The organism is Leminorella grimontii, from assembly GCF_039789245.1.
GTDB lineage: Bacteria > Pseudomonadota > Gammaproteobacteria > Enterobacterales > Enterobacteriaceae > Leminorella > Leminorella grimontii.
Window position 1 is genome coordinate 3956027 of sequence record NZ_CP146357.1, and the last position, 19477, is coordinate 3975503.

Annotated in this window: 17 protein-coding genes; 7 read left to right on the plus strand and 10 right to left on the minus strand. The window is 55.5% G+C overall.

Annotated elements, in window-relative coordinates:
• Positions 1-2 precede the first annotated feature (2 nt).
• A complete protein-coding gene (leuD, locus tag V8L73_RS18135) occupies positions 3-620 on the plus strand; it encodes a 3-isopropylmalate dehydratase small subunit (protein WP_347253654.1) in 618 nt (205 codons plus the stop codon).
• Positions 621-687: 67 nt separating this feature from the next.
• On the opposite strand, the gene V8L73_RS18140 is transcribed toward leuD, so the two are convergent.
• The gene (locus tag V8L73_RS18140; protein WP_347253655.1) at positions 688-1605 is read right to left on the minus strand and encodes a LysR substrate-binding domain-containing protein; all 918 of its coding nucleotides are present in this window, start codon (positions 1603-1605) and stop codon (positions 688-690) included.
• A gap of 361 nt (positions 1606-1966) precedes the next feature.
• On the opposite strand from V8L73_RS18140, the gene V8L73_RS18145 reads away from it, so the two are divergent.
• A complete protein-coding gene (locus V8L73_RS18145; protein WP_027275103.1) occupies positions 1967-2563 on the plus strand; it encodes a YgjV family protein in 597 nt (198 codons plus the stop codon).
• Positions 2564-2935: 372 nt separating this feature from the next.
• Here V8L73_RS18145 and selB read toward each other — a convergent pair whose 3' ends face one another.
• The 5 genes from selB to V8L73_RS18170 all read right to left on the minus strand — a co-directional run bounded on the left by selB (position 2936) and on the right by V8L73_RS18170 (position 7746).
• Positions 2936-4816, minus strand: coding sequence for a selenocysteine-specific translation elongation factor (gene selB, locus V8L73_RS18150; RefSeq protein ID WP_347253656.1), 1881 nt, complete (start codon positions 4814-4816; stop codon positions 2936-2938).
• Positions 4813-6210, minus strand: coding sequence for an L-seryl-tRNA(Sec) selenium transferase (selA, locus tag V8L73_RS18155; RefSeq protein ID WP_261832144.1), 1398 nt, complete (start codon positions 6208-6210; stop codon positions 4813-4815). The genes selB and selA overlap by 4 nt, the downstream gene beginning before the upstream one ends.
• A 201-nt stretch (positions 6211-6411) precedes the next feature.
• The gene (locus V8L73_RS18160; protein ID WP_347253657.1) at positions 6412-7029 is read right to left on the minus strand and encodes a type II toxin-antitoxin system CcdA family antitoxin; all 618 of its coding nucleotides are present in this window, start codon (positions 7027-7029) and stop codon (positions 6412-6414) included.
• Positions 7030-7105: 76 nt separating this feature from the next.
• A complete protein-coding gene (locus V8L73_RS18165) occupies positions 7106-7474 on the minus strand; it encodes a type II toxin-antitoxin system PemK/MazF family toxin (protein ID WP_027275106.1) in 369 nt (122 codons plus the stop codon).
• Positions 7474-7746, minus strand: coding sequence for an AbrB/MazE/SpoVT family DNA-binding domain-containing protein (locus V8L73_RS18170; protein WP_027275107.1), 273 nt, complete (start codon positions 7744-7746; stop codon positions 7474-7476). Before V8L73_RS18170 ends, V8L73_RS18165 begins: the two co-directional genes overlap by 1 nt.
• 598 nt (positions 7747-8344) lie before the next feature.
• Here V8L73_RS18170 and V8L73_RS18175 point away from each other — a divergent pair.
• Positions 8345-8539 carry a hypothetical protein gene (locus tag V8L73_RS18175; protein WP_261832138.1) on the plus strand — a complete coding sequence of 65 codons (195 nt, stop codon included), beginning with the start codon at positions 8345-8347 and terminating at the stop codon, positions 8537-8539.
• A gap of 90 nt (positions 8540-8629) precedes the next feature.
• On the opposite strand, the gene V8L73_RS18180 is transcribed toward V8L73_RS18175, so the two are convergent.
• The 3 genes from V8L73_RS18180 to V8L73_RS18190 all read right to left on the minus strand — a co-directional run bounded on the left by V8L73_RS18180 (position 8630) and on the right by V8L73_RS18190 (position 13036).
• Positions 8630-8896, minus strand: a complete 267-nt coding sequence (locus V8L73_RS18180; RefSeq protein WP_027275109.1) for a hypothetical protein — start codon at positions 8894-8896, stop codon at positions 8630-8632.
• A 17-nt stretch (positions 8897-8913) separates the two neighbouring features.
• Positions 8914-10104 carry a DUF1266 domain-containing protein gene (locus tag V8L73_RS18185; RefSeq protein WP_051155758.1) on the minus strand — a complete coding sequence of 397 codons (1191 nt, stop codon included), beginning with the start codon at positions 10102-10104 and terminating at the stop codon, positions 8914-8916.
• A 196-nt stretch (positions 10105-10300) separates the two neighbouring features.
• Positions 10301-13036 (minus strand): autotransporter outer membrane beta-barrel domain-containing protein, encoded by a 2736-nt coding sequence (locus V8L73_RS18190; protein ID WP_347253658.1) that lies wholly within the window; start codon positions 13034-13036, stop codon positions 10301-10303.
• Between the two features lie 616 nt (positions 13037-13652).
• Here V8L73_RS18190 and V8L73_RS18195 point away from each other — a divergent pair.
• Positions 13653-14717, plus strand: a complete 1065-nt coding sequence (locus V8L73_RS18195; RefSeq protein WP_309297016.1) for an NAD(P)-dependent alcohol dehydrogenase — start codon at positions 13653-13655, stop codon at positions 14715-14717.
• 56 nt (positions 14718-14773) lie between these two features.
• Here V8L73_RS18195 and V8L73_RS18200 read toward each other — a convergent pair whose 3' ends face one another.
• Positions 14774-15121, minus strand: a complete 348-nt coding sequence (locus tag V8L73_RS18200) for a hypothetical protein (protein WP_347253659.1) — start codon at positions 15119-15121, stop codon at positions 14774-14776.
• A gap of 310 nt (positions 15122-15431) precedes the next feature.
• Between V8L73_RS18200 and V8L73_RS18205 the strand changes: the two genes are divergently transcribed.
• From V8L73_RS18205 to V8L73_RS18215, 3 genes are all read left to right on the plus strand, one after another.
• Positions 15432-16520, plus strand: a complete 1089-nt coding sequence (locus V8L73_RS18205; RefSeq protein WP_036024112.1) for an ABC transporter substrate-binding protein — start codon at positions 15432-15434, stop codon at positions 16518-16520.
• A 93-nt stretch (positions 16521-16613) separates the two neighbouring features.
• Positions 16614-18383 (plus strand): ABC transporter permease, encoded by a 1770-nt coding sequence (locus tag V8L73_RS18210; RefSeq protein WP_027275113.1) that lies wholly within the window; start codon positions 16614-16616, stop codon positions 18381-18383.
• Complete coding sequence (locus V8L73_RS18215; protein WP_347253660.1) at positions 18376-19449, plus strand: ABC transporter ATP-binding protein; 1074 nt, start codon at positions 18376-18378, stop codon at positions 19447-19449. Before V8L73_RS18210 ends, V8L73_RS18215 begins: the two co-directional genes overlap by 8 nt.
• Positions 19450-19477: the final 28 nt, after the last annotated feature.

The window sequence follows — 19477 nt, forward strand, 5'->3', positions numbered from 1 at the left end:
CCATGCAAACCTTTACACAAGTGACCGGAAAAGTCGCGCCGATGCTGGACCCAAACGTCGATACCGACGTCATCATGCCCAAGCAGTTTCTTAAGGGGATCGATCGTAAAAATCTGGATCGCGGCCTGTTCTTCGACCTGCGTCTGAACGCCGACGGCACGCCCAACCCGGACTTCATCCTCAACCGCCCGCAGTGGAAAGGCAGCGCCTTTATGGTGGTCGGCCCTAACTTCGGCTGCGGCTCCAGCCGCGAGCACGCCGTCTGGGGCCTACAGCAGACCGGCATACGCGCGCTTATCGGCACCTCGTTCGCCGGCATTTTTGGCGATAACTGCCAGCGTAACGGCATCCTGCTTATCCGCCTGACGCCTGCGGCGCTCGCCCAAGTGGCCGATGCGGCGCAGGATCCAAAAAGAAATGAAATCACCGTCGACCTACCGGGCAAGGCCATCGTGCTTAAGGGCGGAGAGGTTATTCCCTTTGAGATAGACAGCCGCAATCAGGAAGCGCTGATCAAAGGGCTGGACGCCATCGGCGTGACGCTGGAATACCAGCAGGAAATTCGCGACTTTGAAACAGGCTACCGTCAGCGCTGCCCGTGGGTGGTGATATCGCGTTAAGCTAACGTGAGGAACTAAGAAAGCGCCCTCGCCCTGCCCGCCGTCCCCGACGCGAGCGGGGCTTTTTTCAGGCCAGAGAGGAAAAATAGTTCTCAAGAAACTCGACGCACACCTTCAGCTTGGCCGAGTCGGACAGCCGCTGCGGGTAGACGGCCCAAATGTCCGCCGGCTGAGAATATTCCGGCAGCACCTGCACCAGCCGCCCTTCGTCCAGATAGGGCTTTACGTCCCACAGCGAACGCAAAAAGATGCCGTGCCCGTCCAACCCCCAGCGCAGCACCATCGCACCGCTGTTGGATGAGAGCCGCCCGTCGATGCGGGCGACGTACTCACGCTCGTCCCCCTGCCTATTCAGCCGCCAGCTGCCAAAGGGCGTATCGCGCTCGCGCAGCGCCAGGCAGTCGTGAGAAGCCAGGTCCTCGAGAGTTTGCGGCGCGCCGCGAACGGCAAGATATTCCTTCGACGCACACAGCACGCGCGCGTTGCCCATCAGCTTTCTGGCCAGATACTGGTTGGGCAGGTCGCTGCCGACGCGAATTTCCAAGTCAAACCCTTCCGCAATCAGGTCGGTAGCGCGATCGGAGGTCACGACCTGGATCGCCAGATTAGGATACCGCTTGCCAAGCTGGGATACCGCAGGCGCAACGTGGTTGCGCCCGAAGCCGAAGGAGCAGACAATGCGCAGCGTCCCCTGCGGCTCCCGCCGCGCTTCGGTGACGTCGCTGAGAAAGTCGTCCAGATCGTTTAGGATCCGCTGCGCCCACAGGCGGGCCTTCTCGCCCTCTTCCGTCAGCACGATGCTGCGGGTCGTACGGTGAAACAGCCTGACGTTAAGCGAACTCTCCAGAATGCTCATCCGCTTGCTAACGTAGGCGGGGGAAACGCCAAGTTCGGCCGCGGCGCGAGCGAAGTTCTGCCTGCGGACCACCGTTAAAAAGACGCGAAGATCCTCATTTAGCGGCAGCGAAGGTCGGACTATATTCATTGAGGTCATTCCTGCTTCCGGCGCTCTTACCCTCGCCGGCGACAAAAGGCGAGACACAACGCATTGTAAAAAGAGAAGAATTCCAATCTGGTTTTATTTTTTATTTAAAAACTGCGGACAACGTAACAATAAAACTGGCTAAAAGCGCAGATCTCCCGATAACTCACTATATTTCGCTTCCCGCACCGATGCGGCAGGCGAAACGATTCAATCCGTGATAGATTTCACGCTAACGAATGATAAATTCAGTCAATTCCATGACCTGACAAGCATACCTTCAATGTATTACTCGTGAAGCGATTCAACTCACAGGCTTCACTACCGACAGAAAAACAGCACTATATTTCAGGATCGTTCCATAATGACATTTTATTGGGCTGCCCAAATCGTAGGCGGCATTGCCTTTCTTGTAGGCATTACCATGTTCTTCAACCGCAACGAGCGCGGCTTTAAGTTTCAACTCGCCGGTTACTCAACCATCATGTGCGTTCACTTCTTTATGCTGGGCGCTAACGCGGCGGGCATGAGCGTACTGCTTAGCGCCATTCGCACCATCGTTTCCATCTGGTGGCGCAACGTCTGGATCATGGTGATATTCATCATTCTGCCGCTGATTTTCGCTACCATGAGGATCAAGCACCCGGTCGAAATCCTGCCGATTGCGGGCGCTATCGTCAGCACCTGGGCGATGTTTCGCACCAGTGGCCTGAAGATGCGCAGCCTGATGTGGTGCTCCACCGCCTGCTGGGTTATCCACAACGTTTGGGCCCACTCCATCGGCGGCACGCTCATCGAGTCGAGCTTTTTAGTGATGAACGGCTTTAACATCATTCGCTTCTACCGCATGCAGAAGCGCGGGATTGACCCGTTTGCGGTGGAAAGCAGGGTTGTTAAAGAGAAAGAGCAGAGTGAAGAGGCTGATACAGTGGAATTGAAAAAACCAGAGCGTGCGGAATAGGGTAAAAAATGAAACAGAGGCCGCAGTCGCGGCCTCTCAGACTGCTGACAAACCGACCTAATAAGCTTCAGAGGATATTCCGGCCGAAAATACAACCTACTTATATCACCACTGTGCTCGGCCGGAAGAGCGCCTGTATTAGCTTTGGGAGCGCGGCGGGCCTAGCCCTCCTACGGGCCGTTATGAAGCCTTTCGGCTTCACCCTGGCGGGCCAGCGTAAACGCTGTTCAAACCAGCTTGCGCTGGTTTGTCGTTGGCTTACGCCAAGTCGCCCCCAACGGAGGCCTCTCCCGCCGTTTGATCCCGTAGGTTTTTCCAAAACCTTTGTCAACAATCTCAGAGGTCGCAATCGCGGCCTCTTTCTTTATGGCTTCAGTCCGAAAACAGCCCCTTGTCCCGCAGAATATGGTCGTTTCCCCTACGGCGGGTAAAGCCGCTGCGGTCAAAGAACTCCAGTACCTGAATCGCCAGCTTGCGCCCGACGCCCAAGCGATCGCGGAAGTCGGCGGCGCTGGTGCTACCCTGAACGTCGTGCATCTCGCGAATGAGGTCGGCAAACTGACGCACGCGTTGGCTCAGGTAGTAGCGGTCGCGCACGATGGCGGTCACAAAGCCGAGCTGTGCCGCCTTACGCAACACCGCGCGCGTTTCTTGTTCATCCAGCCCAAGCGCGTTGGCCAAGTCTCTGACCCAGCAGGGGTCATCGCCAAACTGTTCCTCAAGCCGCTGCCACACGGCCTGCTCTTGCGGCGTGAAAGCCAGACGAAACTCCGGCAGGTGAAGCCAACCGCGGTTGTTGCTAATCTTCCCCGCTGACAGCAGATCGTCAATTAAAGAGAACGCCAGCGCCTCGGGTTCGGCGGGCAATGCCATGCGCTTGAGCCGCGCGCGCCCGACGCCTATCTGATCAAGATGCTGTTCGTGAAATACCTTCATCGTTTCCATCAGCCGCAGCTGGAAGCGTTCGACGTTCTCCTGCGACAGCGCCGCGTCGCCGACCGTTTTACAGCCAACGCGGGCCAGCAGCGCGCTCATGCCCTCCTGCGTCAGTTGGCGCGCCCAGGCGAACTCGCTGACGGACAGGCTGCCTTCCTGAAGGCGCAGGCGGAGAATCGCTTCGTCATCGGCTGCCTGGCTCAAGGCCTCAAGCGCAGCCAAATACGCTGGTTGGCGCTTGCCGCGCCGGGGCGGGTTCAGCAGCAGCACGCGAGCGCCCGCCAGCGTCTCTCTGGCGCTGACGTCGCGCACGATCAGGCGATCGTTTTCGGCAAGCAAAAGAGGCTCATCCAGCACCAGCTCCACCAGCCGTTCGCTGCCTACTGTCGCCGGTTCATCCTGCAGCAGGGAAACCCGGCCGGTAATGTGGCTGACCGCATGATGCAGGTGCACCGGCTGCCAGTGGCGAACGGGCTTGTCGCTGTAAAGCAGCGCCAGCACGCGGTCAGACGACGCGGGCGGCGCCTGTTCAAGCAGCCAGTCTCCACGGCTGACGTCCTGCTTGCCCAGATCGCCGGTAATGTTCAGGGCGATGCGCTCGCCGGACCGCGCGCATTCAACGGCGCGATTTTGCGCGTGCATGCTTCTAACGCGCACCGGCTTATCCGTGCCGGTCAGCCAAAGCGTATCGCCTACGCTCACCCGGCCGCTGAACGCGGTACCGGTCACTACCAGGCCGCTGCCCTTAAGGGTAAAGACGCGATCGATAGCCAGACGGAACCGATGAGAATTCAGCGACGCCTCTTCCCCTTCGGCCAGATACAGCGCCAGCAGGTGCTCGCGCAGCGAATCGACGCCAACGCCCTGTTGGACGGAGGTAACAAATATCGGGCTATCTTGCCACTCCTGTGCGCTCAGCTCGTCATCAACCTGAACCTTAACCTCTTCCACCCGTTCGGGAGCCACCCTGTCAGCCTTGGTTAAGGCAACGGTAATCGAAGGGATCGCCAGCAGGCGCAGGATCGCCAGATGTTCGCGGGTTTGCGCCATGATGCCGTCGTCACAGGCCACCACCAGCAGCGCGTGCTGCACGCCGGCGACCCCCGCCAGCATGTTGGATAAAAACTTTTCGTGCCCCGGTACGTCGATAAAACCCAGCACTCGCTCTTCCGACAGCGGCAGGTAGGCATAGCCCAGGTCGATGGTCATTCCCCGACGCTTCTCTTCCGGCAGACGGTCGGTGCTGCCCGCGCCGGTCAGCGCCTGTAGCAACGTAGACTTGCCGTGGTCGACGTGCCCGGCGGTCGCAATAATCATAGCGCCAGCACCTCCAGCAGAGCTTCTTCATCCTCTAGGCAGCGAAGATCCAGCCACAGCTTGCCCTCCTGCAGGCGGCCGATAACCGGCACCGGCAGCGCGCGCCAGCCTTCGGCCAGCGCTTCCAGCGTTCTTCCTCGCCCATCTTTTGGCGCAAACGTCAGGGCGTAGCTCGGCAGCCGGTCGACGGGCAGAGAGCCGCTGCCGATTTGCGACAGGCAGGGTTCGGCGCTGACGAAAAAACGCTCGCCGTAGTATTGACGCAGCGGCGTCAGCAGTTGGGCCGCCATCGACCTCATTTCATCCGCGTCGCGGGTCAACAGACGTAGGGTCGGCAGCGAATAGGCCAGGCGATCGGGCTGTTGATACAGGCGAAGCGTCGCCTCTAGCGCCGCCAACGTTAGCTTACCGGCCCGCAGCGCGCGTTTGAGCGGGTGCCGCTGGATTTTCTCAATCCACGCTTTGGAGCCGAGAATAATGCCCGCCTGCGGGCCGCCCAACAGCTTATCGCCGGAGAAGGTCACCAGATCCACCCCGGCGGCAATCAGGTCCTGCGGCATCGGCTCCGCCGGCAGGCCGTACTGCTGTAAATCAATCAGGGAACCGCTGCCGAGGTCCGTCGCGACCGGCAGACCAAGCTCACGCCCCAGCGCGACCAGGTCCTCTTCGTCGACCGAGGCGGTAAAGCCCTCAATGTGGTAGTTGCTGGTGTGCACTTTCATCAACAGGCCGGTGTGCTCGTTGGCCGCTTCGCGGTAGTCGCGCAGGTGGGTGCGGTTGGTGGTACCCACTTCCACCAGCCGACAGCCGGCCTGGCGCATCACGTCCGGCACGCGAAACGCGCCGCCGATCTCCACCAGCTCGCCGCGAGAAACGACAACGTCGCGGTCGGCCGCCACGGTCGCCAGCATCAGCATTACCGCCGCCGCATTGTTGTTGACGATGCAGGCAGCCTCTGCGCCGGTCAGCTCGCTTAACAAGTCGGAAATAACGCTGTCGCGATGGCCGCGCCCCGCGCCGTCCAGATCGTATTCCAGCGTCACAGCCTGACGCATGACGTTCGCCACCTCGTCGATGGCCTCTTCCGCCAGCAGCGCACGGCCAAGGTTGGTGTGCAGCACGGTGCCGCTTAGGTTAAACACCGGCTGAAGGCCCGGCTTTTGCTTTTGCGTTAAATAGGCACGCGCTTCGTCGGCCCACGCCCAGTCCTGAACCCAGCCCGGCAGCCTGTCGCGATGGCGAATTTCGTCGCGCGCCTGTTCCTGAAGGTAGCGCAGCGTTTCAACGACCAGGTGCTGGCCGTACTCGCTAATCAGCCGCTCCATTTCAGGCTCGTTAAGCAGGCGATCGACAGAGGGCAGTTGGCTGAACAAGGACGGGTTTTGGCTATTCATGGCGGCAGTCCGTTAGGTATTGATGGCGTTACTATATCGGCTGACGGGGGGAAGGTGAAGCATAGAGCGCGTGTACTTTAATTGGCGCGTATTTGTTACTGGTTCATCAGAACCCGTCCAGCAAAAAATCAGAGCCTGTACATCAAATAGACAGGAGTATGCCTTGCTGTTGCAGTTGTTGCGAGAAACCCGATATTGTATTTAAAACGTCCTGTCACCGTCGGATAACAGACCCTGTTCGTCAGTGATGCGATTGAGTTCCTGCAAAGCCGCTTGATTTTCCCGCTCCAATTTTTCAGTTTCTGAGGTATGGGTTTCATGCTCCAGAGCTTTTGCCAACACGACTGAAACCTTACGAATAACCTCTTCCAATTCATCATATTCAAACTGTTCAGAGAAGACTCTCGTCGGATAAGTTGCTAAATCAAGGAGAGCGCCATTATTTTCTCTGAACCGCCACAGAATAACCCCTTTAGTGTCCGTTAACCGATATGAATAGACGTCGAAATAGTCAGTCCACGTCCCCAGATTGACGGCATAATGACGAGCTAAATCATATCGTTCGTTATCCGTGGCGAGGTCTTTCTCTAACAGTTCGAATAGGGTCGTTTCATCGCTAGTTAAATAGCGTTCGTCTAACCTGTTTTTATTCAGAATCTCTGTAAGCCCGCCGATTAAGTAGCCGTCGATATATATCGTATCGTAGAGGCTTCCCAAGAAATGGCCGTTAATCCAAAGGCGCACACAACCAATAGCGTTACATGAATTTTGTATAGCGTATTCAACGGCAAAGGACGATTTATTTCCCAGCGTTTGCATCTTAAAACCCCAATTCTCTGTTCCCTTGCAGTTGGCTACCTTTTGACTAAAACGTCTGTGATATGGAAAATTCACGCTACATCTGAGGGTCGATAATATCGACCAGCTTCATCACAACGTCATCAATAAGGTAGGATTCTGCCTTGGTATAAAATTGGGCCTTTCTTTCTTTTAAATCCAACGCCCTAACCTGATGGCATAAAACAACGCCTTGAACTTCACCATTTTCCGTGCCGTCCGCCGTGACCGCCACCGTTACGCCCGCAGAGCGGGCGCCAGCGGCAACCGTCGATATCGGGCAGCAAAGGCTTACGCCCATAGCGGCGTTGAGCGCAGCTTCCGTCACGATGAGGAAATAATGAGGACCTCTTAATTCACGGCCGCTTGTCGGATCCGGATTAATTAACCAGATTTCGCCTTTCGCTGGAACTGAACGCTTTGCCATCAATAGACTTCCTTACCTACGGCGGTCAGGTTATTAATATCGTCCACAGAGCGATTTAACTGCTCCAGTTCAGCGGCGTCGATTTCGGCAAGAAGCTGACTTACCGATTTGCGCCCGCGAGGAATTCTCTTGGTCGGAACCACACTAATGCCCTCTTTTTCTATCGTAACGTTGACTTCGGTCCCCACTGACCAGCCCGTTTTAGCAATCACGTCGCTTGGAATAGTCAGTATGACGGCACCACCCTGCTGGCGAAGGCGAGTTATAGCCATTCTTTCTTCCCCTTGTTTAACCCTATAGGCAGAGCTTCTATCACAAACTCTACGTTCATCATCTCTCACACTATAGAACAAAGTAGCACCTCATCATCATAATGTCACACATTATCACACATGGTCGTGATAGGTTACTTATGCAAGGATAGAGCCCAAGAAAAATTAACCTAATCCATCTCGCCAGCCAAATGATGATATCCCTCTTTTCCTCCTTGTCTTCACGCTGTTTCCCCTCAATTAACGCTTTTGCCAAAGACGCCCACGTTTTATGAGTAACGCTGCAACGCCGCACGCTATTTTGCGAGTCATCTCGATAACCTCGACGTTTCCTGTTGTCGCTAAAGCTGTATAAACATACTGTGATTTGGCGTCAGGTAACCTATTTAGCTAACGCATAAAAAGCCGAAACCCCGTGGTGTTGAAGCACCAACGGGGTTTCTAACCACAACGTTATGAAAGGTAACATCATGGCTGTTTTGAAGGATATCCAAACTTATTCGTTATTTATACGGGCGTTAAGATCTTTTTCCCGAGCCGTCTCGCATTCTTTTACAGTTTTCGCCGCCGTTGGCGCGTTTTGCAGGGAGGCAGGATTATGATCGACTACATGAACACCGCCACGCGCGATCCGCTGGAGCTGGTCGAACAGTGTTTGGCGTTAGCCTGTGCGGGCATCGCTATGGACAACGCGGCGATCAAAGAGTCGCTTCAGCTTATTCTGCACGAGAAAATCAGCGCGCTGTTTAACGCGCTCTATGAAGAGGAGCCGCCAGCCCCGGCGCTGCCGTAAAAAGGTTGGGCCGACGCCAAGAGGGGACGCGTCGGCCATTTAGGGCTATTTTGGTTCAACGCCATCGCCACATGCAGCTATGGGCACGGCCTAGTATGTCGTCCAACCCTGAACCCTCGACTCGCGGTATACGTTCCTACCCATTTCTATATCCGGCAGCGCAAGCAGAGAATCATCCTGCGACAGGATTTGTTGAACGGAGACGACGACGGTATCGGCTTCTGAGATCGTTTCACCGCCAAAGAGCTGCCAGGCGCCGTCATCGTCGTAAAAAACGTGGGTAATTAGCACGCTGCCTGACATAATTTGCCGCGTCGTAACCACCGGCGTATTTTTTTCTTCATCTACTAGTCTCATTATTGTTTCCTTTCATGTTAATAGTGCGTTTTATCCTTCGCACCTGATACCTCAACGTCTCTTTGCGAAACGTATCTCACATCGTCAACCGCCACCCTACAGGCTTCGGCAAACGTAGCCTCGGCGCCAGTCGGTAGCAGCGTATCCCAAGGGAGCGTTCTCCACGGGCTGTCGCTTTGCTTCAGCAAGCGCTTAAGCGCTCTTTTAAACAAACAGTGGGAAATCATGTGTCGCCTGTCCGTAGCCTTCCAGTACCAGCGGGCCAGCAAAAACTGCTGCGCCACTTCGCGCCAGCTGCGGTAGTGCTTTTGCACCCGAGCCGCCGCCAGCATGGAGAAATCCACCATTTCCCGTTCGCTGATATAACCCACCTGTGCGCCGCTGTTGCACAACATTACAAAGCGCACCATGTCCCAGGCGCAGAAGTCCAACTGGCGGACATTACGCCGATTCTTTCTTGCTACCCGAAGCTGCCACAGGCGCTCTTTCGCATCGCTGCTCGATTTCGCATACTGTTCTAACTGACGGGAAGAGGCGACGAACTTCTCTGCTGACATCTTGCTATCGCTTTTGATTTGTTCTTCGTAAACCGTACGATGCCCCGTCTGAAGCAAATCCAGCAGCCGTTCAAACAGCGTTTCCCGATCGTAGATACCCCACATGTTGGCAAGAGACTCCACCGTGTTCTTACGTTCCCTTTCGGCCTCCTCCGGATCGCTATCGACCACGAGCCTCGCCCAGTGGTAGTCGCCGACGATCGCATAGGGCGCGCCGACGGCCATTGCCCAGCGTTCTGCCGACGGGATTTCCTGTAACGATGCGTCTTTGCAGGCCTTGTTAAAGCGCCCGTATCCGCCAAAAATCACGCCGTAACCTATCCAGAGAATAAACGCCAGAACCAGAGCAAACAGCGCGCCTATCGTATAAAGCGCATACTTGCCGATTGTCATCCACATACTCGATTTTGAAGAGGCGGGTTGTGACGCCGGGTTATGCCTGGCGGAATCAATCTGTGTCCCCGTAGAAGCCGTTGGCTGCCGAGAGGTCGGCGCCGCACGACCGGGATTAGCCGCTCTCTGTACTGCCGCCCAGCGTTCTCTTTGCGCGGCTTTGCGGGCGTCATCGGCCTTCTTGCCGTCGTCGCAGGCGGTGAAAAACAGTAGGGAAACTAACAGGAGAATACTTTTAAACGGAGAAAAGCGGTTCATCTAACCAATCCATTGCAACCTTGACGGCAAGTCCATTAAAAATGCTTCCAGTCGAGCATTATAACGTACCGTACCCAAAAAATGATTAACGGAAAGCACCAAAACATCGGCTAACTGAAAGGATTTTTTAGGGGGAATGGATAAAAAAAGCGGCTAGAACGCCGCTTTTTTAGTTCAGAAGAGAGAAAAGCCGTCGTTAAAAGCTGTACTTCACGCCCAGCATCGCCTGTACGTCATTGTAGGCATGGCTGCCAAACTGATAGCCGGTATTTACCCAGCCGGTCAGATTTTTGTTCAGCTGTCCTTCAACGCCCAGCTTCACTTCGCCCAGGTTTTTCGCGCCGCTCTGCGAGTTTTCATATTGGTTCATTTTTACCGTGTAGTCTTCAGTATTGTGGATCCAGTTAAGCTCAATAAACGGCTCAAACTCGCGATCTTTGCCATCGTCCATCTTGTGATGGCCTTTTGCGTAAGCCCTCACGCCCAGCCGCGTCATAATGTTGTTATCGGTTTCGCTCGACACTCGGGTGCCGTTTTGCTCGACGTGATTGTCCGCATCTACGCCCATCCAGATAACCTGAGCCTTCGGCTGGATCCAGTAGCTTTCGCGTTCGCCGCCGCCCAGCTTAAAGCTGTAGCCGCTCTCGACGGACGCCGTCACGCCGTCTGACTTATAGCTTTCCGTCGCCAGCTGTTCGCCCTTAACTTCGTTATCAAACCAGCTGTACATCACCCAGGTATCGACATAGGCGCCGGTTTTATCGGCGTTGTTAGCGTACCAGGTTCCATACAGGCCCACGCTATAGCCGTCTACGTTACCTTTAGAGGTATAGCCCGTCAGGTTTGAGCGCGTCTGGTTGTGGTTATTGGCATAACCGGCCATCAGGCCGAGGTGCCAGCGGTCCAGATCGTTATTGCTCCACTGGGCCAGATCGCCGCCTATTTGCATCACGTAGCTATTGGAACGCGTTCTTAGCTGCTCGCTCTTGTCAGAGAAAAGCAGGTGTCCGCCGACGTGGCGCATCCACATGCTGGTCACTTTCCTCTCGCCGGTAAGCGCATCGGTATACTGTGTCTCACCCAAGCGATCGTGCAGTCGGGTAATAAACATCGTATTGGCCGCAGCCAGGTTAGCCAGATAGCTGCCGGACTCAGGGCGGTATGGAGTAACGGGATCGTCCGACGGAGTCGGGGTCGGATCGGGCGTTGGGTCAGGGTCTGGCGTCGGATCTATCGGGCTGCTGTAGTCGGAGATCAAATACCAGTTATTAGGATTTGCGCCCGCAATTCGGCTACCTGAACGAACGAAGTAGTCAAACGCGCCGGCGACAATCCGCTGGCTGTTGCCAAACGTACCCGCCGAGTTACCTTCAACTTCAACAATTTCGATACCGCTGGTTGTCAACGCGCCGTTCCCGCCGGCGTTAACGATGCGTACGTCGGTATGGCCCGAGGTGTCACCCTTAACGATAAGCTTATCCGTAGCGGACGAATCGTCTTCCAGTACCGTATTGAGCACCAGCTTTCCGAGAGTCGCAGTGTAGTCGCCGTTAACAATCAGCGTCTTGGGAGACAGCGGGCTGCCGGAGGCCGGCTCAACATATTTAAGCGTGGAACCGCTCAGCGTCAGGTTAGTCAGCTCTGAATCCGCCGTCATGTTCCAAATACTGCTTTCGCCGCTAATGTTTAAATTGATATTTCCTTTTGCGTCAGTCACGGTCGCGCTGCTGGCGTTAGTATAGGAATAAGCGCCGACCTTGGTCATGCCGGTAAACTCGCTGCCGTCCGTCATGTTGAGATCGATAAGGCCAGACTCTGCAAACAGGTTTCCGGTTACGGTATAAATACCCGATGCCGATGCGGTGGTTTTGGCGGCAGCGTTAACGATGCTGCCTGCGCCGTCATACAGCCTGTCGTCCGTACCGATATAGTAGTTGGTTTGGGCTGAGGAAATCACAGACCCCTCGCCCAGCGTGTGCATCGCATAGCCGCCGTTTGCCTCATCGACATAAACGATAGCATCGCCCGTTAGCTCAATCCTGCCGCCCAGCGCATTATAGTTGTTGCCAACCGTCAGCTTCTTCTCCGCCCGGAGGCCATCGGCATTCGCGCCTTCAGCGGAAACGTCAATAGCCCCTGCCGTTCCCCGCAGTTGCACAACGCCGCCCTTGTTTGCGTAAACCGCATGGCCCGCACTGCCCGTCGTCTTAATCGTCGAGCCGGAACCGATAATCGCCACCGCGTTCGTGCCGTAAGCGGTGCCATTGGTTAATACCGAGTCGCGGTTGCCGGCATAAACGGCATATCCCATCGTGTTGCTGCCGTTAGTTCCCGTACCGCCTGCGGTAATCGTGGAATTGTTGCCTACGTAGGCCAGGTTATAATAAGGCGTCTGCGAAGTTAGGTTGACGCGAACGGCAGCACCGCTGGCGACGGTCACCGAGCTGTCGTTGCCCAGATAAACCCTGCCGTATCCCGCCTGCCCGTTAGGGCTCTGCGCGACGTTAATTCCGTTGCTGTTGCTGCCGGTAGCGATAATTTTCGCATGATCGCCCGCAATCACCGTATAAACGCCGTCTCCCGCCTGCTGCCCGTTGGTGCGAATAGCGTCAACGAAGCTGCCCGACGTTCTTACCGTCAGGTATTCGCCAAAGATAAAGGCAGGATGGGGGCCGTTCTGGCCGAAATAAATACCGTTAGTATTGTTGGTTTCATTTCCGCCCGAAATGGTTTTAGAACCCGATGTCGTTATTGTAACGTTGCTTCCGCAGGTATTAGACGCCGTATAGGAACCACCGAATACCGTAACGTTCGTAATCGTCGCACCGTTACCGCAGGGGACGTTGGCATCGGCCATTAAGGAGTTGCTAAAGGGAAGAATGAAGCCTAGAGGAAGGACATGCTTAATAAAGCGCCCATTAGATTTTTTCATGCTAAATCCTTTTAGAACAAACGGTTAATAAAAAATCCACACGCTAATTGGACAATATCGCCAATATGATTCGCTATAAGTTTGATTTTTGAATGTTATAAAACGCTGCAATAATAAAACCACCTCGAATTCATTAGTGATAATAATAAATACTAAAGGGTGGTTGTATTATTTACATTAGTTATTAAATAATTACCTTTAAATTCACCAGCATCCTGCTAACGGGGGGAGGGGAATTGAAGGCAATATATGAAATTTATACGAATTAATTAGATTTATGGGTTCCAATCCTACCAACAAAAATGTTATTTCCATATATAAAATTAATCTAAAATTGGACTTTTAGAATAAATTTAATATTGATGTAAATTTTCATTTAATAATCAACAAATAATCCTAACTCAAAGCAGTGGTTACATTTTTTATGGGAAAGAACGTGGTGTTAAAAAATAGCGCGGATACGCGTATTATTGTCCCCCCTTAAACTAACTTACTCGCTTCATTTTGTTCAACGATACCCCTTCCCTATTGCGCCAGTAGGGCTGAATTTTTCCTCGCTCCCTCATTTTGCACTACCCTTAAAGTCATCCTCGCTAATCATCACAAGGTGAAACTCATGACTATGCGCATACGCAGCTTTGCTGCCGTTTCAGAAACCTCTCCCGTCGCACTCCACCCCATTAGCCGCCGTGAGCTGCGTGAAGATGACGTATCGATTAAAATTCACTATTGCGGCGTCTGTCACTCCGACCTGCATCAGGTAAGGAACGAGTGGCACAACACGATTTACCCGGTTGTACCCGGCCATGAAATCGTAGGAAAGGTAACGGCGGTTGGCGCCAGAGTTAGTAAATTTAAAGCCGGCGACTGGGTCGGCGTCGGCTGTCTGGTAGACTCCTGCCAGGAATGCGCGTCCTGTAAAGAGGGACTGGAGCAGTATTGCGAAAACGGCATGACGCTCACCTACAACGGTCGGGACAGACACGACGGCAGTATCACCTACGGCGGCTATTCGGAGGCTGTCGTAGTGTCCGAAAAGTTCGTACTGCGCCTGCCGAACGCGTTGGATAAGGCCTCCGCCGCGCCGCTGCTGTGCGCCGGCATCACCACCTATTCACCGCTGCGCCACTGGAAGGTCGGACCGGGAGACAAAGTGGCGATCGTAGGCCTGGGCGGCCTGGGGCACATGGCGCTGAAGTTCGCTCATGCCTTTGGGGCGGACGTCACGCTGTTTACCCGCTCGCCGGGAAAAGAGCGGGAAGCACGCCGCCTTGGGGCCAACCACGTGGTGATTTCCACCGACGACGTGCAGATGCAGGCCGTCAGCAACCACTTTGACTTTATTCTCGATACCGTGCCCAATCAGCACGACCTTAATCCCTACCTAACGACCCTCAAACGCGACGGCACGTTCGTACTGGTCGGCCTGCTGGAGCTGGTAGAGCCGCCACTTCACAGCGGCATTTTGGTGATGAGCCGCAAAACGCTGGCCGGCTCGCTGATTGGCGGCATTGCCGAAACGCAGGAAATGCTGGACTTCTGCGCCGAGCGCGGCATCGGTTGCGACATTGAGATGATTAATATTCAAGAGATCAATCAGGCCTATACCCGCATGCTGAAAAGCGACGTGAGGTATCGCTTTGTGATAGACATGAAGTCATTGGAAATAGAGAACCTGTAGGCCTGTAATTCTTACTGCGGCCAGGCGTAGATAAAGAGGCCCGGCCGCAGGCAACCTCATTCTTCTTCGTCGCGCAGAATGTCCTGTAGCGACGAAGTATTGGTGTCTTCATCAAAAATTACGTTATCTATTTGCCAGCACGATCCGGCGCTAGCGCGGCTCAACGCCACCGCATCCCGCCAGGCGATATCATCGCGGTCGTTGCGCATATCGAGCGTCAACGTGACCGCGTTTACCTCTGATGAAATCCGCTTCGCGGGCGCTATCACTTTAGCGCTCGATATGCCGTCAGCGCTGCCGTAAAAAGGCACACCGTCGCCAAAGGAAGAGGGGGAGGAAGATGAGCACGCGGCTAACAAAAACGGCAGCGCGGCGGGCCACAGGGAGGAGACGTTCCATTTCATACAATGACTTCCCTAAAATGCGATCAGTTCACCACCAAGAATCAGTGGCTGCGCTATTAGCTCGGCGCCTAACGGTTTCCTATCTTAGCGTTTGTATAGAATTTAAAAGATCACTTACCTAAACTAATAATTTGAATCAAGTCACAAATAATTAACAATTTATTATCATTTACCTTGCCGCTGTTCAATTACTAACCATACTTAATTGTCCATACACCAATAATTTGAGTCACAGGACAAGCGCCGCTTGCGGCGGTGAGGCCATGGACGGAACGATAAGTTCATAACCACGATAAAATGGGTAATCACTATGGCAAAGCAAGCATATCTGTTCACGGCGGGCCTGCTGGCGCTCAGCGTCAGTACCGCTTTCGCCGCCGTTCCGGCAAACTATCCTGCCGACTACCAGAAAATCATCGATGCGGCCAACAAAGAGGGAAAAGTGGTGATTTACTCCACCACCGACACCGCCACCGCTCAGCCGATCATCAAAGGCTTTCAAAAGCTGTACCCCGACATCACCGTTGAATACAACGACATGAACAGCACCGAGATCTACAACCGCTACGTCAGCGAGCAGGCCTCGTTCAGCGGCAGCGGCGACGTGGTCTGGAGCTCGTCGATGGATACCGCGCTGAAACTGGCGAAAGACTATGCACTCAACTACCGCTCGCCCGAAGCCGACAAGCTGCCCGCCTGGGCCGTCTGGAAAGACACCGCTTACGGCACCACTTTCGAACCTCTGGTGTTTATCTACAACAAGCGCCTGATTAAAGAAGACGAAGCGCCCAAGTCTCACGCGGATCTGGCTAAGCTGGTGAAAGGCCAGCAGGATCGTTTCAAAAACAAAGTCACCACCTATGACATCGAGAAATCAGCTCTGGGCTTTATGCTGTCGGTCGAGGACATGAAGCACGACCCTGACTACTTCGCACACCTGAAGGATACCGCCAGCGCGGGCATGATCGTCCAATCGTCCACCGGCACCATGCTTGAGCGCGTTTCCTCCGGCGAGAACCTGCTGGGGTTCAACATCCTCGAACCCTACGCCAAGACCCGCATGATAAAAGACTCCTCTCTTGGCATGGTCTACCCGTCCGACTACACGCTGGTGCTTTCGCGCGTCAGCTTTATCAGCAAGCAGGCCAAAAACGTTAACGCCGCCAAGCTGTGGCTGGACTACCTGCTCTCTCAACAAGGCCAGGACATCGTCGCCAATCAGGCGAATATCGCCTCCATTCGTAACGATATCTCCGGCGATAACGACGTAGACGGCTTGACTAAAAAGCTCGGCGACGTGCTCAAACCGATCCCGGTCAACGATAGCCTGTTGGAATATCTGGAACAAAACAAGCGGCTGGATTACCTGAAAAAATGGCGCGCCGCAGCCGGTAAATAATTCCCTATGACATCAGGGCGGTAGATGCTGATGCTAAGGCACGCCGCCCCTTTCCCTTTTTCAACAGGGAGTGACTATTTACTGGGAGTAGCTATGAATTCATTGCGCAAATTCAGGCAAAGCCTGCCGCGCGGCGTCGTGGTGGCTTTGACGGCGCTGTTTATCTACGGGCCGCTGGCGCTTATTGTCACCCAGAGCCTGTTCTCAGCGCCCTTCTTCGTTGCCGATAAGACGTTCTCGCTGGACGCCTACCGCTTCGTATTCGACGATCCTGACTTCTACAAGGCGCTGAAAAGCGGCTTTATTCTGGCGCTGGGGCTGGTGGTTATCGTTATCCCGCTCGGCGGCATTCTGGCGTTTCTCATCGTTCGCACCGATCTGCCGGGCCGCCGCTGGATTGAGCCGATGATCCTGGTGCCGGTGTTCGTCTCTCCGATGGTGCTGGGCTTTGGCTATGTGGTGTCCGCCGGGCCGGTCGGCTTCTTCTCGCTGTGGGCGCAGGAGTGGCTGGGCTTCGTGCCGTGGAACATCTACTCGATGACCAGCATCGTGATTATCGCCGGCCTGACTCACGTACCGCACGCCTACCTGTACATCTCATCTGCGCTGCGCAGCATGGGGTCCGACGTGGAAGAGGCGGCGCGCATTTCCGGCGCGTCTCCGCTTCGGGTGATGGTATCGGTCAGCCTGCCGATGGTCAGGCCCGCCATTCTGTTCGCTACCGTGCTGCTGTTCTTCTTGGGCCTTGAAGTGTTCGGCCTGATGCTGGTCTTGGGCGACCCGGAAGGCAACCTGGTGCTGGCGACCTATCTGTACAAGCTGACCAACAAGCTCGGCATCCCCTCCTATCACCTGATGGCGGTGGTAGCGGTGGTGCTTATCTGTATCACCGTGCCGCTGATTATGCTGCAGCGCTGGCTGATGAAAACCTCTAACCGCTTTGTCACCGTTAAGGGCAAGGCGTCTCAGTCCCACGCGCTGCCGCTGGGCAAATGGCGCTGGATAGCGGCGGCCGTCGTCGTTTTGTGGCTGACGGTGACCATCTTCGTACCGCTGGCCGGCATCCTGCTGCGCGCCTTCGTGTCCAACTGGGGCGTCGGCGTGCCGCTTATCGATCAGCTGTCGCTCGATACGTTCCGCACCGTATTCTCGCAGCCTAACCTGATTCGCGCCATCGTTAACTCGGTCGCCATCGGCGTGTTTGGCGGCGCGCTGGCGGTTATCTGTTACACCTTTATCAGCCTGGCGATGCACCGCAAACCGGACCGCATCACCCGCTTCCTTGACTACAGCGTGCTGGTGCCCCGCGCGGTGCCGGGCCTGCTGGCCGGCCTGGCTTTCCTGTGGGTGTTTCTGTTTACGCCGATGTGGATGGACAAGTCCTTAGCCGACGGTTACCTGTCGGTGCTGCCCGGCTCACAGTGGATAAGGGACAACGTCATCGTCTGGATGCGCGCCACGCGCAACACCATCTTCAGCGTTTGGCTGGCCTATACGGTGGTGTGGCTGGCCTACGGCCTGCGGCTGATTTCATCCGCGCTGCTTCAGGTCGGCGCGGAGCTGGAAGAGGCGGCCCGCAGCACCGGGGCGCGGCCGAGCCAGGTGTCCCGCCAGATAACGGTGCCGCTGGCCCGCTACGGCCTCATCGGTTCCTGGCTTTTGATGTTCCTGATTTTCGAACGCGAATATTCAACCGGCGTCTACCTACTCTCACCGGGTACCGAAACTATCGGTTCGATGTTGGTATCACTTTGGGCCACCGGGGCGGTGGACATCGTTGCCGCACTGTCGTTTATCAACATCGTTTTGGTTATGTTCGGGCTAGGGATCGCCCTGCGCTTTGGAGTAAAACTCAATGACTGAACTCACAGTAGACGAGCTGCATTTGAACTACGGCACCAACCCGGTTTTAAAAGGCGTCTCAATGCAGTTAAACAAGGGCGAAGTGGTCACGCTGCTTGGCCCCTCCGGCAGCGGGAAAACCACCCTGCTGCGCGCCGTAGCCGGGCTGGAAGCGCCCTGTCAGGGTCGGATTGTAATTGGCGATCGCGTGATGTACGACGGCCAGAGCGGTCAGGTAACACCGGTCGAGGATCGCAATCTTGGTCTGGTATTTCAGTCCTACGCCCTGTGGCCGCACATGACCATTTTTGACAACATCGCCTATCCGCTTAAGCTGCGTAAAACGCCCTCCGCCGACGTCAAACGGCGCGTTGAGGCGGTGCAAAACCAGCTTGGGCTGGGCCAACTGGGCCAGCGCTACCCGCACCAGCTGTCGGGCGGCCAGCAGCAGCGCGTCGCCATTGGGCGGGCGCTGGTTTATAACCCGCCGGTGCTGTTGCTCGACGAGCCGCTCTCCAACCTCGACGCCAAACTGCGCGAAGAGGCGAGGGTGTTCCTGCGCAGCCTGATTGTCGAACTGGAGCTGTCGGCGCTGATGGTCACCCACGACCAGAGCGAGGCAATGGCGATTTCCGATCGCATCCTGCTGCTCAACAACGGCGTTATTGAGCAGCAGGGCACGCCGCAGCAGATGTACGGCTCGCCGACCACCCTGTTTACCGCCGAATTTATGGGCAGCAACAACCGGCTCAACGGTCGCATCGTGGAGGTGCATGGAGAGCAGGCGCGCATCGAGGGCAAGGGCTGGACCCTATGGGGAAAAGCCGCGCCGGGCCTGAAAGAGGGGCAGGAGGCAATCGCGGTGGTTCGCGTCGAACAGGTTAAGGTTAACGATGATGCCGAGCCAAACGCCATCACCCTGCCGCTTTTGACCAGCATGTATCTGGGCAGCCATTGGGAATACCTGTTCCGAGACGCTGCCGAGGACTCACCGGTGGTGCGCGCCTTCGGCGCTAAGCCGCCGAGCGACGGCGAGTGCCGACTGTCGGTGACGCCGGAGTGCGTGTGGCTATTCCCTAAATCGTAGATTCATCGCGCCAATCGTCCCGGCCGGA